General features: G+C 30.7%; 15 protein-coding genes. 2 read left to right on the plus strand and 13 right to left on the minus strand.

What is annotated here, in order from left to right:
• Nucleotide 1 precedes the first annotated feature (1 nt).
• On the minus strand, nt 2-2,326 hold the full coding sequence (locus B5464_RS05420; RefSeq protein ID WP_079737526.1) for a hypothetical protein: 2,325 nt from the start codon (nt 2,324-2,326) through the stop codon (nt 2-4).
• Between the two features lie 87 nt (nt 2,327-2,413).
• On the opposite strand from B5464_RS05420, the gene B5464_RS05425 reads away from it, so the two are divergent.
• Nucleotides 2,414-2,887 (plus strand): CYTH domain-containing protein, encoded by a 474-nt coding sequence (locus tag B5464_RS05425; protein WP_079738977.1) that lies wholly within the window; start codon nt 2,414-2,416, stop codon nt 2,885-2,887.
• A gap of 243 nt (nt 2,888-3,130) precedes the next feature.
• Here B5464_RS05425 and B5464_RS05430 read toward each other — a convergent pair whose 3' ends face one another.
• Both B5464_RS05430 and B5464_RS05435 read right to left on the minus strand, forming a co-directional pair.
• A complete protein-coding gene (locus B5464_RS05430; RefSeq protein ID WP_079737527.1) occupies nt 3,131-3,772 on the minus strand; it encodes a hemolysin III family protein in 642 nt (213 codons plus the stop codon).
• Entirely contained in the window at nt 3,769-4,536 is a 768-nt protein-coding gene (locus tag B5464_RS05435) for a 1-acyl-sn-glycerol-3-phosphate acyltransferase (RefSeq protein WP_079737528.1), read from the minus strand. The genes B5464_RS05430 and B5464_RS05435 overlap by 4 nt, the downstream gene beginning before the upstream one ends.
• Before the next feature lie 103 nt (nt 4,537-4,639).
• Here B5464_RS05435 and trpS point away from each other — a divergent pair, with 103 nt between their 5' ends.
• Complete coding sequence (gene trpS / locus B5464_RS05440) at nt 4,640-5,608, plus strand: tryptophan--tRNA ligase (protein ID WP_079737529.1); 969 nt, start codon at nt 4,640-4,642, stop codon at nt 5,606-5,608.
• 82 nt (nt 5,609-5,690) lie between these two features.
• Here trpS and B5464_RS05445 read toward each other — a convergent pair whose 3' ends face one another.
• The 10 genes from B5464_RS05445 to B5464_RS05490 form a co-directional block, all read right to left on the minus strand.
• Nucleotides 5,691-6,674 (minus strand): DUF4837 family protein, encoded by a 984-nt coding sequence (locus B5464_RS05445; RefSeq protein WP_079737530.1) that lies wholly within the window; start codon nt 6,672-6,674, stop codon nt 5,691-5,693.
• 2 nt (nt 6,675-6,676) lie between these two features.
• Complete coding sequence (locus tag B5464_RS05450; protein ID WP_079737531.1) at nt 6,677-8,161, minus strand: lytic transglycosylase domain-containing protein; 1,485 nt, start codon at nt 8,159-8,161, stop codon at nt 6,677-6,679.
• A gap of 7 nt (nt 8,162-8,168) precedes the next feature.
• On the minus strand, nt 8,169-8,930 hold the full coding sequence (locus B5464_RS05455) for an exodeoxyribonuclease III (protein ID WP_079737532.1): 762 nt from the start codon (nt 8,928-8,930) through the stop codon (nt 8,169-8,171).
• Nucleotides 8,931-8,942: 12 nt separating this feature from the next.
• The gene (locus B5464_RS05460; RefSeq protein WP_079737533.1) at nt 8,943-9,173 is read right to left on the minus strand and encodes a hypothetical protein; all 231 of its coding nucleotides are present in this window, start codon (nt 9,171-9,173) and stop codon (nt 8,943-8,945) included.
• A 32-nt stretch (nt 9,174-9,205) separates the two neighbouring features.
• Nucleotides 9,206-9,859: a CoA transferase subunit B gene (locus B5464_RS05465; RefSeq protein WP_077810390.1), complete on the minus strand. Its 654-nt coding sequence runs from the start codon at nt 9,857-9,859 to the stop codon at nt 9,206-9,208.
• 2 nt (nt 9,860-9,861) lie between these two features.
• A complete protein-coding gene (locus B5464_RS05470; RefSeq protein WP_077810391.1) occupies nt 9,862-10,563 on the minus strand; it encodes a CoA transferase subunit A in 702 nt (233 codons plus the stop codon).
• Between the two features lie 49 nt (nt 10,564-10,612).
• Nucleotides 10,613-12,904, minus strand: a complete 2,292-nt coding sequence (locus tag B5464_RS05475; RefSeq protein WP_079737534.1) for a penicillin-binding protein 1A — start codon at nt 12,902-12,904, stop codon at nt 10,613-10,615.
• On the minus strand, nt 12,904-13,404 hold the full coding sequence (locus B5464_RS05480; RefSeq protein ID WP_079737535.1) for a gliding motility lipoprotein GldH: 501 nt from the start codon (nt 13,402-13,404) through the stop codon (nt 12,904-12,906). Before B5464_RS05480 ends, B5464_RS05475 begins: the two co-directional genes overlap by 1 nt.
• Nucleotides 13,382-14,875 (minus strand): regulatory iron-sulfur-containing complex subunit RicT, encoded by a 1,494-nt coding sequence (locus B5464_RS05485; protein WP_079737536.1) that lies wholly within the window; start codon nt 14,873-14,875, stop codon nt 13,382-13,384. Before B5464_RS05485 ends, B5464_RS05480 begins: the two co-directional genes overlap by 23 nt.
• A gap of 401 nt (nt 14,876-15,276) precedes the next feature.
• Entirely contained in the window at nt 15,277-16,308 is a 1,032-nt protein-coding gene (locus tag B5464_RS05490; protein WP_079737537.1) for a rhodanese-related sulfurtransferase, read from the minus strand.
• Nucleotides 16,309-16,536 lie beyond the last annotated feature (228 nt).

The following is a 16,536-nucleotide window of genomic DNA, read 5'->3' on the forward strand; positions in this document are numbered from 1 at the left end:
ATTAGTTTACAATTGCTATTTTGGTTATTGATGTTTCTGATGCATCATCATTAGAAAGCAGCACAATGTAAATACCAGAAGCAACTTTTCTACCAGATAAATTTTCTTTGTTCCAAACTACCTTACCACCTTGAAGCTCTTGCCCTTCTACAACATTCGTTTCATAAACTAGATTACCTGCTACATCTACAATTTTAACATTTGTACCCTTTGGTAAATGTGTACCATTTCTGCCATCTATTGTTACAGTTTCATGATTTTTTAAGGCAGGATTTGGATACGCATAAACTTCACCTAAAACATCACCAAAAGGCGCAACTTTACTATTGTAAGCTACAATACCTTTATCTGTTGCAAAATATACTTTACCTGTAGAAGTATCTACGCTAATTTTTAATATTCGGTTAGATGGTAAAGGCGAATTTTGCTTACTAAAATTAGCCAATGTTGTTTGCCCGCTTGGGTTTGTGTAAATCACGCCTCCGTTATCAGTTCCAATCCATTTATTATCTGCGCCATCAACAGAAATACTATTAATTGCTTGATCTCCTCCTAATTTTTTCGGAATTCCGTCATCTAAAATAATTACAGGATTTGCATTGGTAACTGTCTCTTCGAAAACTCCAGATGCATTAGAATAAACTACCAAACCAGATTTTGTACCCAACCAAACTCTATTGCTTTTATCTACAGCAACAGTAACTACAGAAGCGTCTGGTAAATTACCCAAATTAGGTGTTGCTATTAAAGATTTTTTTCGGTTTCCGTTTTCATTAAACACAAAAACTCCGTTATTTCTAGAACCATACCAAATACTGTTGTTTCTATCTATTGCCATTTCACTTAAACCAAATGCAGCATTGGTTTTTACAGAACTCATATCAAAACTAGACCATTGCCCATTGGTAGATAATTTTTTAAGTTCGTTTGGCACACCAATATTTGTTACCCATAAATTACCTTGGCTATCTATTGCAGAACCAACAACTCTAATAGTTACTCTGTTAGGATCTAATGCTTCTATATCTTGTAACGGACTATTTAATTGATTGTAAAACGTAGTAATTTCATCATTTTCTACAACCATTAAACCACCAGTAGCAACACTATTTGTGTTACTTGTATCGCCTAAAGAACTTATATAAACTTTATTTTCTTGGTTAGGATCTATTGTAACATAACTTAAATCTGTTACCGGAAAACTAGGATTGTAGTTGGTATTTAACCAATTTTCTCCGTTAAAATGACTAAATCCTGCTTTGTTAAAAGTTGGCCCATACACCGAGTTATAACCTCCGTAAACAATCCATAAATTATTATTTGCAGAAGCTATTGAAAAAGCATCATTTGCTAGCGGACCTTCTGGATGAATTTCTAAATAATTATTAGGGTTAGAAATATTTGATACCAAAACACCAAACTCTTTGGTTGCGATATAAACCAAGTTATTTTCAAAAAAACTAGTGTTTACGCTATAATCTAAACTAGAATTTGCAGTAAAAGTTGCCTGAATCCCCATAGTTGTATTTAAAACGACAACACTTTTACTTAAAGCAATATTTAAATGTGTTTCTGATGCTTTTGTTGCTAAAATATTTTCTGAAAAACTTCGTATTTGATTTAAAGCATTACCATCGTATGCATATAAATTTCTATTTTCTGATACATACAAGTTATTTAAAAATGAGATCGATTTAAAACTTCTGCCATCAAATTGCTGCTCCCAATTATTATAATCTATTAATAAAGTACTGTTAACATCAGCTTTAAAAACACCAGAATCTGTAGCTGCGTAAATAACATCATTATTTACTAATGTTTCATTAATTTTTATTGATGTAGAATTGTTACCTATAAAATAAGTATCGCCAAATTCTAACTTTTCTATATCATAAACTACAATGGCAAAAGGTGTTGCTAAAAAAAGTTTATTACCGTGTTCTGATATATGATTGATACTTTTTTCTCCAGATTGACTAAAATTAACAATGTCTGATGAAATTGTAATAGAACCATCATTATCTACAACTTCTACCAAACCATTTTCGTAACCAATAATTAATCTTTGATACGTTTTATTATAATAAATTGATGTTGTAGACTCTCCAGACAAACCTTGTACAGAAGATAGTTTATCAATATCGCCAGTTAAAACATTGTAGGTAAAAACAGCATTATCTGCCAATGCATAAATTACATTATCTACCTTTGTAAAATCTTTAACATTATTGTACGAATAGAAATCTTCCCAAGAATCACTGTAATCTGTTTGAGAAAATATTATCGAAGAGATAATGAATATATAAAGAGTTACTATTTTTTTCATGAAGATAAAATTAATAATCAAAGATATTTATTTATTGTTACAATAACGCTAAAACACATTACATTAGTACAAAATACAGCACGTTTTATGAGTATAGAAATAGAAAGAAAGTTTTTGGTAAAAAACTTAAACTTTAAAACAGAAAGTTTCGAAAAAAAATATATTAAACAAGGGTATCTAAATTCTGATAAAAACCGAGCCGTAAGAGTTAGAATTGCAGACGACAAAGCTTTTTTAACTATCAAAGGAAAATCTAATTTAGAAGGCACCACAAGATTTGAATGGGAAAAAGAAGTTGATGTAAAAGAAGCTGAAAATTTATTTCTATTATGCGAACCAGGCATCATAGAAAAGCATAGATATTTGGTTTCTTACGAATCTTTAACTTTTGAAGTTGATGAATTTAATGGCGACAATAAAGGTTTGATAATTGCTGAAGTAGAACTAACTTCTGAAAATCAACAAATTGAAAAACCAAATTGGTTGGGTAAAGAAGTTACAGGAGACGTAAAATACTATAACTCAAATATTAGCAAATTTCCTTTTAAAAATTGGATATAAAAAAACCTCGAACTTGCTGTTCGAGGAAATTTAATAAACCTACCCCCTAAATAAATTTATAAATACTCAAAAATCCATTAACAAATGTTAACTTTTTTATGAGCGACACAAAATTAAAGTTTTTTTAACATTTAACAAAATAATTACCTTGTTTTAAGAATTTGTCATTAAATCATCAAAAAAACAAAACTAAACAACTGTAAAGCAGTCATTTATTAAGTTATTAATAAATTAACCTAATATTTATAATAGATTATATATTGATAAAAAATGACAAAAACTTCCTATTAAAACAAATAAATGGAAAATTGCATGATTATACGGCATCTTTCTAATGGAATATAAAACTGCACCAATGCTATAAGAAATACCCCCATAAAAAAGAAAATTTAAACTAAACGAAGACAGACTATCTATTAAAGGCGAAATAAAAAAAACTACTTGCCATCCCATAAGTAAATACATTGCGGTAGATAATTTATCAAATTTACCTGTAAAAAATAATTTCAATATGATGCCAATCAATGCAAAAATCCAAACAAATATAGCCATGTAATTACCTAGTGAAGAATCTAAACCTACCAAGCAAAAAGGTGTGTAACTTCCTGCAATTAATACATAAATAGCAGCGTGGTCAAATATATTTAAACGCCTTCTTTTTTTGGGATCTTTTGCTGCATGATAAAAAGTAGATGCAGCATACAACAATATCATGCTTACACCATAAACTATAAAACTTGTAGGTTTCCAAAAACCATCATATTCAAATGCTTTTAAAATCAAAAAAGGAAAAGCAATTATACTTAACACCAAACCGAATCCGTGAGACCAAATATTTAGTTTTTCTTCGGTACTTGTATAAATTGGATTTAATTTTTCGCTCATATTTTTCTATTTGTATCTTTCATATATTTTTTATCAGCCTGCAAAGCTTCAAAAATAATATTAAAGGTTTTATTTTTCAAAACCTTCATATCTTCTAACACATTTAAACCTTTTGTTTCTATAAATTTAAACTGATGAACCCTTAAAACACCAGGCCTTCCTTTAAAAATATCCCAAGAAAAAAAACGCTTACAATCGTAATATACTTGCGGTATAATCGGTATTTCAAACTCAATAGCCAAACTAAATGCACCTTTTTTAAACGGCGCTAAAATAACATCTTCTTCAGGGACTAATCCTTCAGGAAAAATAGCCATACTCACACCGTTTTGCAGTCTTTTTTTAGCCATTTCGAAAACTCTTTTTCTACTTTCTACGCTAGATCTATCTACCATTATAACGGTTCTTTTATAGAAAAAACCAAATACTGGTATTTTAACCAACTCTTTTTTACCTACAAAAACAATTGGCCTTTTACTTAATACAATCAATACAAAAGGATCTAATAAAGAGGCATGGTTAGGGCAAAACATATAACTTTTATCAACGTCTATTTTTTCATCCGCAGTTAAATCTATACGAAAACCCATTCCGTAAATTAAAATCTTAGAAATTAATCTAGCAAACTTCCAGAATATAGGATAATGTTCTTCTTTAATTGTAAAAATCAATAAAAAAGGAAAGAAAATTAAAAGTGAAACAAACATTAAAATGTAGAACCACAAACGCCAAATAAGTAATAACGGAATCTTAAATAATTTCATATCAATCAAAAATACTAATATTCTTTTTGTTTATTGATTATCCTTATCAAAACCTTATTTTTGTTTTTTAAAGAAGAATTATAAGTATTAAAACATACAATTAATGTCAAGAATTTTAACAGGTGTACAAAGTACAGGTACCCCGCACTTAGGTAATTTATTAGGAGCTATTTTACCTGCAGTAGAAATGGCTAACAACCCAGAAAACGAAGCTTATTTATTTATTGCAGATATGCATTCTTTAACGCAAATTAAAAACGGAGAAGAATTAAGAGAAAACACTTACAGTACTGCTGCTACTTGGCTTGCTTGTGGTTTAGATATTAATAAAACTGTTTTTTATAGACAAAGCGACATACCACAAACTACAGAATTAACTTGGTACTTAAGTTGTTATTTTCCTTTTCAGAGATTAACTCTAGCACATAGTTTTAAAGATAAATCTGATAGGTTAGAAGATGTTAATGCAGGTTTATTTACATACCCAATGTTAATGGCTGCAGATATTTTATTATATGATGCAGAAGTTGTGCCTGTTGGTAAAGATCAATTACAACATTTAGAAATTACAAGAGATGTTGCTAGTAGAATGAACAATATTATTGGAGAAACGTTTGTTTTACCGAAAGCAGAAATACAAGAGCATACAAAATTAGTACCAGGAATTGATGGTGAAAAAATGAGTAAGTCTCGAAATAATACTATCAATATCTTTTTAACTGATAAGAAATTACGCAAGCAAATTATGGGTATAAAAACCGATAGTTTAGCTTTAGAAGATCCTAAAAACCCAGATACAGATAACGTTTTTGCTTTGTACAAGTTATTAGCTTCTGATGTTCAAATTGCAGAAATGAGAGCTAATTATGAAGGTGGAAATTATGGTTACGGGCACGCAAAACAAGCTTTGTACGAACTTATTTTAGAAAAATTTGCGACAGTAAGAGAACGTTATCATCATTATATGAATAACAAAAATGAAATTGATGATGCATTACGTATTGGAGCAGAAAAAGCAACAAAAACTGCAAATGACGTTCTTAAAAGAGTAAGACAAAAAATAGGGTACTAAGCTACTTTACTTTTATATATAATTAAAAAAATCCCTTAACAGAATTTGTTAAGGGATTTTTTAGTCTATAAACTAAGTATCGTTATTTTATTTTCATTGATTTTGCAATTGCCTCTAACTCGAATATAAAAGCTCTTTTATTAACAGAAGGCGCATATGTAAATCCTTCGAAAACTACAATCCTATTATTCTTTTTATCAATTACAGAATAATTTAAAAAAGGACCAGCCATAAAATCGTTTTTTACTTCCCATTTACCTCTCGTTTCAAAAGTTTTTTTACCATCTAAAACCATTTCAGAAGTAAAAGGAGTATACGCTTCTTCTGTAATCATGTGCATAGTTTCTTCATTTGTACCTGGTATGTACTTCTCTCCTATTTGATTTCTAACGTTTACAATATTTTCGGCTACCTTATCTTCATCTTCTAGAGGCACACTGTACACTAAAATATTATTACTACCTGTTTTTGCAATACCACTTAATAAATGCTGTCTAAGCCATAAAAAGTCTCCTGTATCATCAACTTTATTATAATTATCTGGTGCCGTAAAAGTAATACCCAAGTTTTTTACAGTTTCAAATTGAGATTCATCTAGTTTTTTCTTTTCAAAAATCTTTTGAGTCATTTTGATATCAGAATCTATATAAGCAGCCATAATTTCTTTCTTATGCTCATTAAAAACTTTACTTATACTCGCATCATCTGTACCATACACATACACAATTATTTGTGGTTGTGCGTACACATTTCTTTTAATATAAAACTCTTCTTTTTCACCTTCTCCAATAATCATGATGTTTCTAGAAACTTTCATCATGCTACCAAAACCATTTGGCGCAATTTGAGACACAGAAAGAATAGGTTCTGCTTGTGGCAAACCAACTAAAATTTCACCAAAAGAATTTCTTATTTCAGAGCCTAAATCTCCGTTCCAATCACTTGCTTTTGTTACAACTAAAACTTTGTTTACTTTTCCTAAAGAATCTCTAAGTACATATTTGTCTGTACCTTTACAAGAAACTAAAACTAATGCGGTTACAAATAGTATTAATGCTTTTTTCATAATTAACTTTTATAGATTTTAAGTTTGGTTCCGGGTTTAATACTTTTTGCACTCCAAATATCATTCCATTTTTTAATTTCATCTACAGAAACATTTTTAAACTTTCTAGAAATCGTCCATAGTGAATCGCCTTTTTGCACTGTATACAAGTCGTAAGCACCTTTTTTATTACTTTTTGTATTTTTTTTGGTTGATGAAACTTTTACAGAAGATTTTGGTATTGCCAATTTCTTTGGATAAATACTTAAACGTTGCCCAACTTTTAATCTACTATTTTTTAATCTATTCCATCTTTTAATTTCACTTATTCTAACACCAAATTTATTCGCTATTTTACCTAAAAAATCTCCACTTTTTACTTTGTAACGAATACGTTTATCCATTTCAAAATACTTAGGTAAAGGCTTTTCTCTTTTAGAAGCATCTTCTGCTGCTAAAGTGTAAATTGCATTTTCATTTTCTATAAAATTAAAGGCATTCTTTCTTGGTAAACGAATTGCATAATTTTTTCCTTCTACAAAAGGGATAATATCTAACTTATAAGCCGGATTTAAAAACTGAATTAACTCTGAACTTATACCGGTAGTTTCTGAAACATGATCGAAACTAATTGTCTTTTTTATTTGAATTGTGTCGGTTTCGAAATGACGAATTTGAGGTGGTGCCGCAATTAAATTATGTTCTTTTTGATATTCAAACAAATACATTGTAGCATAAAAAGCAGGCACATAACTTGCTGTTTCTTGTGGTAAAAACGGGCGAATATTCCAGTAATTTCTATAACCACCAGAACGCTTAATTGCTTTTGCTACATTACCAGGACCAGAATTATATGCCGCCAAAGCCAAATCCCAATCACCAAAAATTGTATACAAATTAGATAAATATTTGCAAGCCGCAATAGTTGCTCTAACCGGATCTTGGCGCTCATCTACATAAGAACTAACTTTTAAATTATATTGCACACCTGTTGTGTACATAAATTGCCATAAACCTGTTGCACCAACTCTAGATTTAGCCGTAGGATCTAAAGCAGATTCTACAATTGCCAAATATTTCATTTCTAAAGGAACATCGAATTGATCTAAATATCGCTCGAACATCGGAAAATAATATTCTGCTTTCGCCATTAAAGCAGGATAATATCTTTTTCTATATTTTAAATAAGACTTAATTACCTTTTCTAAAGCAGGATTATACGCAATATGAAAAGGTGTTTTGGCATTTACTTTTTGCAATCTTTCCTTTAAAACTTCTGTAGTTAAAGCAACATTAGAAACGTCTTTATTTTCTACATCTTTTATAATATATGTTGATGTTTCGTATAACGGAGACTTGTATTTAGAATCCATTAACAAGCTATCTATCAAAACAATATCATAATCAGAAAATAAATCTGCTTTTGTTATTTTCTTGTAAGTTGAATCTTTAGGTGATTGTGCAAAAACACTGGTTGCTATAAAAAATACTACTAAAAAATTTCTCATTAAAATTCTATAAATCTAATTCTACTGCGATTGGGCAATGGTCGGAATGTTTGGCTTCTGACAAAATATAAGCTCTAGAAATCTTGTCTTTTAAAGGTGCTGTAACCATTGCATAATCTAAACGCCAACCTTTATTGTTTGCTCTTGAATTTGCTCTGTAACTCCACCAAGAATATTGTTGTTTTTCTGGATTTAAATAACGAAAGCTATCTATAAAACCATTATCGATAAAATTACCTAACCAAGTTCTTTCTTCTGGTAAAAACCCAGAAACACCTTTCATTTTAGGATTATGAATATCAATTGCCTCGTGACAAATATTATAATCACCACAAATAACTAGATTTGGTATTTCTTGTTTTAAATTATTAAGATACTCATGAATTTCATCCATGTAATTAAACTTATAACTAAGTCTATCAGAATTTGTACCAGAAGGCAAATACATACTCATTACAGAAACATCATCAAAATCTACTCGAAGATTTCTTCCTTCAAAATCCATGGTTTCTATACCTGTACCATATTCTATATGATTCGGTTTTTCTTTACAAAGAATTGCTACTGAAGAATATCCTTTTTTTTGAGCTGAAAACCAATAATGGTATTTGTAACCTGCGTCTTCGAAAACAGACAAATCTAATTGTTCTTTATGTGCTTTTGTTTCTTGAATGCAAAGTACATCTGGTTGTGCTGCTTCTAACCATTCTATAAAACCCTTTTTTAAAGCGGCTCTAATTCCGTTTACGTTATAAGATATTATCTTCATTTTTATATCTTTCTATAGTTTTTTATTCACTATCTTTTTAAAAAACAACCACTTAATTTGCTCTTCTGGCCCATGTTGCTTTTCTACAATTACAACTTTCGGAGATAATAAAAACGCCAGTAAAACAGCAATTGAAGTACTTAAAACGATGTTCTCTAATTTAAAAAGCTTTTCTAAAATCAGCATAAAAACAACCATTAATAATGGATTTATCAACCAATATAATTTTTTAAATAAAGTCATGTTCTTTTTAAGTAAAAAGGTTATTGTTCTTTCTAAATATTCATTTCCGGAATTTCTCCGTTTACAACCAAAGTACCTTCTGTAGCATTTTGTATTTCTTCTACAGAAACTCCTGGTGCTCTTTCTAAAAGATGAAATGCGTTATCTTTTACCTCTAAAACCGCCAAATTAGTTACCACTTTAGTAACACAACCTACGCCGGTTAATGGTAAAGAACATTTTGTTAAAATTTTAGATTCACCACGTTTATTAGAATGCATCATGGCTACAATAATGTTTTCTGCAGATGCTACTAAATCCATTGCGCCGCCCATTCCTTTTACCATTTTTCCTGGAATTTTCCAGTTGGCAATATCACCGTTTTCGGCAACTTCCATAGCACCAAGAATTGTTAAATCTACATGTTTACCTCTAATCATTGAGAAACTAGTTGCAGAATCAAAAAAACTTGCTCCTGGCAATGTGGTTATTGTTTGTTTACCTGCGTTTATAATATCTGCATCTTCTTCGCCTTCAAAAGGAAAAGGTCCCATACCTAAAACTCCATTTTCAGATTGAAATTCTACTTCGATATCTTCTCTAACATAATTGGCAACTAACGTTGGAATACCGATACCTAAATTAACGTAAAATCCGTCTTGAACTTCTTGTGCGATTCTTTTCGCAATTCCGTTTTTATCTAACATAATTAGCTTCTTTGTCTTACAGTTCGTTGTTCAATTCTTTTCTCGTAATCTTTTCCTTCAAAAATTCTTTGTACAAAAATTCCTGGAATATGAATATTGTTTGGATCTAACTCACCAACTTCTACCAATTCTTCTACTTCTGCAACAGTAATTGTAGCTGCACCACACATATTTGGATTAAAGTTTCTAGAGGTTCCTTTAAACACAAGATTACCTGCTGCATCACCTTTCCAAGCTTTTACAAAAGCAAAATCTGCTTTAAAAGCGGGTTCTAAAACATACATTTTACCATCAAATTCTCTTGTTTCTTTGCCTTCTGCTACTTCTGTACCGTAACCTGCTGGCGTATAAAATGCAGGGAAACCTGCTTGTGCAGCTCTACATTTTTCTGCTAAAGTTCCTTGTGGCGTTAATTCTACTTCCAATTCACCAGACAACATTTGTCTTTCAAACTCGTCGTTTTCGCCAACATAAGAAGAAATCATCTTTTTTATTTGTTTATTTTGAAGTAATAAACCCAAACCAAAATCATCTACACCAGCATTGTTAGAAATACATGTAACATCTCTAACATTTAATTTTACCAATTCTGAAATTGCATTTTCCGGAATACCACACAAACCAAAACCACCTAACATAAAGGTCATTTTGTCTTTCACACCTTGTAAGGCTTCTTGTACATTTTTAACTTTTTTATTAATCATAAAATTAAATTTTATAAGTTATTATTTTTAGTATTGATAAGAATAAAAATTAAAAGTCTGTATCTTCTTCTGGCACAACCTCTTCTTCTTTATCATCCTTATCATCTGTATCTTCTTCGCAATTGATATTTATCGATAAGTTTTCTGGCTTATCAAATTCTGCTTTACTAATTTTTAAACTTTTATCAGCATAACATTTTTGCATAAATAAAGCCCAAGAAGGTAAAGACATAGTTGCTCCTTGCCCGTAACCAATACCCGGAAAATGCGTAGATCTATCCTCTCCACCAGTCCAAACTCCAGTTGCCAAATTTGGCACAACACCCATAAACCAACCATCTGATTGATTCTGAGTTGTACCCGTTTTTCCTGCAATTGCATTCGTAAATTTATATGGAAAACCCGTTACAATTTTTGGATAAGCTGTATAGCCCGAACGTAATCTTGCACCAGAACCAGATTGAGTTACACCTTCTAAAAGATTTAAAACAACATAAGAAGATTCTTCACTTAAAACTTCTTGTGTTTTTGGTGTAAATTCTTCTAAAACTGTTCCGTTTTTATCTTCTATTCTTGTAATAATCATAGGGCTAACGCGCAAACCTCTATTTGCAAAAGTAGAATAAGCACTAACCATTTCTAATAATGATAAATCTACAGCACCTAAAGCGATAGAAGGATTTGCCGGTATATCAGTTTCGATACCCGCAGACTTTGCCAATCGAACAACATTTTCTGGAGAAACCATATCTACTAATCTTGCAGACATTGTATTTACAGAACCTGCTAAACCTTCTTTAAGCGTTAACATTCCGCCATACTTAGAGTTAGAATTCTCTGGTGTATAAGCTTCTGGAATTCCGTATTTTCCTTGCGGAATCGTATAAGGAATATTAGGAAACTCTGTACATGGTGACAATTTTAATTGATTAATTGCAGTTGCATATACAAATGGCTTAAAGGTAGAACCTACTTGCCTTTTTTGTTGTTCTACTGCATCAAACTTAAAGTGTTTATAATTTACGCCACCAACCCAAGCCTTAATGTGCCCTGTTTGTGGTTCTATTGATAATAAACCAGAACGTAAAAAGTATTTATAATATTTAATTGAATCGTTTGGAGACATAATTGTGTCAATATCTCCTTTATAAGAAAACACTTTCATTGCAGTTTTTTTCTTAAAAACTTCATCTATATATTTTGAAGATTTTCCTGCTTTTTTTAATCGCTTATATCTTTCAGAGTTTTTCTTAGCTCTATTTAAAATTCCGGCAACTTGGCTTTTTTCAATATCTAAAAAAGGAGCCGTTTTATTATTTTTCTGTTCTTTAAAAAAGTATTTCTGCAAATTTGCCATATGCTCATTTACGGCTTCTTCTGCATACTGTTGCATTCTAGAATCTAAAGTTACATAGATTTTTAATCCATCCTCAAAAATATTATACTCTTCTCCGTTAGGTTTTGGGTGTTCTTTTACCCATTTACGCATCACTTTTTGTAAGTGCCCTCTAAAATAGGTAGCATAACCATCACTGTGACTTTCTGGAGTAAAGTTAATTTTTAAAGGTAATTTTTGCAATGAATCTTTTTCTTCTTCTGTGATAAAACTATTTTTATACATCTGAGCAAAAACCACATTTCTTCTATTTAAAGATTTCTTTTTTGAGATTTCTCTATGCGGATTGTATTGTCTCGGGTTTTTTAACATCGCAACAATAATTGCTGCTTCTTGTAAATCTAAATCTTTAGCTTCTTTACCAAAATAAATTCTTGAAGCAGATCGAATACCTACTGCTCTAAAAATAAAATCTTGCGTATTTAAATACATTGCAATTATTTCTTGCTTTGTATATTGTCTTTCTAATTTGATGGCAACAATCCATTCTTTTGCTTTCTGTATAACTCTTTTTATTTTGTTACCAGAAGCTCTTTTAGTAAATAAATTTTTAGCCAGTTGTTGTGTAATTGTACTAGCACCACCGCCAGCGCCTAACTTTACTACAGCTCTTGCTGTTCCTCTAAAATCAATACCAGAATGTTCGTAAAAACGCTCGTCTTCTGTAGCAACTAATGCATTTACCAAATTTGTTGGCAACTCTTTAAAAGTAATTGGCGTTCTGTTTTCTGTTGCATATTTTCCTATTGTTTTACCATCAATAGAAATAACTTCTGTTGCTAAATTGGTCTGCGGATTTTCTAATTCTTCAAAAGATGGTAAAGCATCAAAAGGATCCCAGGCTGTATACAAAAACAACAATAAGATTAGTGTAAAACCTCCTAAAACAATTCCCCAGAACCATTTTAAATATTTTTTAAAACTTGTAGTTTCTTTTTTTACCATTATTCATTAATTTTTTCAATAGTTAAACCAACGTCTAAAATTCCTTTTAAATTTTTAATCTCGTTAATTTCTCCGTTTTTTCGCATTGCTTGTTTTACACTTAAAACGTAATTTCCAGAAGTAGGAAAAACTTTTTCTTCTTTATAAAATAATTTATTTTCTTTGATACTCGAAAATCCACTACCTAAAAACACCCCTTTTTCATCTGCCATTTCATATTGCAACGTATCTATAACTGTTGTGTTATTTGGAAACTTTAAAGTTGTTATTATAAACAAATTACTGTATTCGTATTCGTTATTATTTCTAATATTGATAAACAAATTTTTTGGTCGAATCGTATCTTTAACTTCAAAATTAAACGTTAAATCTTGGTTCGATTTCCAAGAACCATCTTCTAATGTTTTATATTGATTAAACTCGGATACGTCTTGACAAGAAATCATCAAAAAGAAAAAACCTACAAAAAGTAATATTTTATTTTTCTGAATCGTTTCCATTCTTAGGCGTATTGTTTTTACGATTTCTATTATTTCTTCTTGGTTTGTTTGGCCTTTTACCTTCTACCTTTGGTTTGTTTGTATTTGCATTCGCTTTTGCAATCGGTTTTGTAGCATCTGTATTTTTAGCAACAGGTTTTTGTCTTGGCTTAGGTTTCTGCTTTGGTTTATTTTGTTTTTGCTGTCCTTGTGCTTGCCCTTGTTGTTGTGGCTTATTTTTTTGTGGTTGCCTGTTTCCTTTTTTTGCGGCGGGTTTTGCTTGCGGTTTCTTTCTAGCGTTTGGTTTTTGTTGCGTTGTGCTTGCCGCATCTGCAACAGGTTTTTTCTTTTTCTTATTTCTATTATTTCTTCTTCTTTTGCTAGTTTTTGGCGCATCAAACCTTGTTAAACTATCTTGCCCAACAGCATCTTCAAAATCTACTTTTACAGGAATTTCTACATCAGATTCATATTCTTCTAACGTAGCAGATTTTTCGTTATTTTTATTTAAATCTATAATTTCTAAGACTTGATCTAAAGTTAAACGAAACCACTTAAAACGTTCTTCTTTATAAGTATACCAAAGATGTCCTTTAAAAATATCCATCTTTACAAAAACGGCATCTCCTTTTTCTGTCTTTAAAACTACATCTTGTTTCGGAAACGCTTTTAAGGCATCTAAATACGTGTCTAATTCAAAATTTAAACAGCATTTTAATTTTCCACATTGTCCTGCCAACTTTAGCGGATTTAAAGATAATTGCTGATAACGCGCTGCAGATGTTGTTACTTTTCTAAAATCTGTTAACCAAGTAGAACAACACAACTCTCTACCACAAGAACCAACACCACCAAGTCTTGCTGCTTCTTGTCTTGCACCAACTTGTTTCATTTCTACACGAATAGAAAATGCACTTGCCAAATCTCTAATTAATTGTCTAAAATCTACTCTTGCATCTGCTGTGTAATAAAAAGTAGCTTTGTTACCATCTCCTTGATATTCTACATCAGATAATTTCATTTGCAAACCTAAGCGACCTAAGATTTCTCTTCCTCTTCTTTGAGTTTCTTCTTCTTTACCTCTTGCTTGTTGCCAAATATCGATATCTCTTTGACTTGCTTTTCTGTAGATTTTTTTAACGTCTTCGTGATCTGCGGTAATTTTGCGCTTTTTCATTTGCACTTTTACCAATTCTCCGGCTAAAGAAACGGTACCAATATCGTGCCCAGGATTTCCTTCTACAGCAACAATATCTCCCATTGTTATGGGTAAATTATCTACATTTTTGTAAAAATGTTTTCTTCCGTTTTTAAAACGGACTTCAAAAATATTAAAACGTTCTTGTCCGGTTGGTAACGTCATGTTAGAAAGCCAATCGAAAACAGCTAATTTATTACTACCACTTCCGCAGGTTCCACTACCACAATTACCATTACTCTTACATCCTTTTGGTACACCATTTTCTGTTGTACCGCAACTTCCACATGCCATGTGATTTATATTTTATAATTTTTAACTCTTAGTAATTAAACGTTTTACATCAAAAAACCTCTTTAAATTACATAAAAATTAAGAATCTTTAAGTTCATAATTTTGATTATCAAGCAAGTATAAAAACACCACTTAATTTTGTCTAATTCGTAAATATACGCATTCTTAAAGAATGAAAAAATAGCTTTTTATAAGTTTAAGAGAACTGATATTTAATTTTAAAACGAAATTACTGTAAACAGTAGTTTTAATTTATCTGTTATTAGAATTTGTAGGTAAATAATTAGTAAGCGTATAATTTAATTTCACTGATAATCTTTTTTGAATTCAGATATATTTTAAAATTTAATCCATAAAAAAAGCTCTCAAAAATTGAGAGCTTTCAAATATCGTTTTTAACTTTACTTCTTAAACTTTAATTTCTCAGAACGTCCTTTTTTAAAGATTTTATTGCTATTTCCCTTCCCTTTTCGAAGTTCTTTTTGTTCTTCGTAAGATAACTGAATAATTTCTTGGCAATCTGTAGAACAGGTGTTTTCCATCTTTTCTGAACATTCATCACATTGTATAAATAATAAATGACATGCTTCATTAGCACAATTTGTATGCTCGTCGCACGCTTTACCACACTGGTGACAATTAGAAATTACATCATCTGTAATACGTTCTGCTCTTCTATGATCGAATACAAAGTTTTTACCAATAAATTTATTTTCGATTCCTTCTTCTTTTACCTGACGCGTATATTCGATAATACCGCCTTCTAGTTGAAATACGTTTTTAAAACCTTTGTGTTTGTAATACGCAGATGCTTTTTCGCAACGAATTCCGCCGGTACAATACATCAATAAATTCTTATCTTCTTTGTTGTCTTTTAAATCTTCTTCTATAATATCTAAAGAATCTCTAAAAGTATCTACATCTGGTGTTACAGCACCATCAAAATGTCCAATTTCACTTTCGTAGTGGTTACGCATATCTACACAAACCGTGTTTGGGTTTGCTAGCATTTGGTTAAACTCCTTTGCGTTTAAGTGCACTCCTTTGTTAGTTACATCAAAAGTCTCATCATTCAATCCATCGGCAACAATTTTGTTTCTAACTTTTACTTTTAACTTTAAAAACGATTTGTTGTCTTGCTCTACCGCAACATTTAACCGTATGTCTTTTAAAAATGAAATACTATCTAATTGTTCTTTTAAAGCATAAAAATTTTCTGATGGTACCGATAATTGTGCATTGATACCTTCGTAAGAAACATAAATTCTACCAAGAACATCTAAAGCGTTCCATTCTAAAAATAATTTATCTCTAAATAATTGTGGATTCTCTATCTTGAAGTATTGATAGAATGATATTGTAAGACGGTCTTTACCAGCCTCATCTATTAATGCAGCGCGTTCTTTTGCGCTTAACTTATTGTACAGTTGCATGCTATACTTTTTAGGTTAAACTATATATTTTTTGCAAAGTTAGTTTTTTAAACAATCATTTCAAAGCAAAGACTGTAATAGAAAAGACCAATTGTATGCAAATAGTTTAGCCCTGATAGAGCGGTCTGTTTGAGCTCTTTTTTGCTTTTTCTGCAAAAAAAGCGAGTAGCGAAAGCAGGAAATAGCTTCAAAATTAACTTACAGATGTAATTTTATATCAATTTGTTT

The organism is Polaribacter sp. KT 15 (genome assembly GCF_900143115.1).
GTDB classification, from domain to species: domain Bacteria; phylum Bacteroidota; class Bacteroidia; order Flavobacteriales; family Flavobacteriaceae; genus Polaribacter; species Polaribacter marinaquae.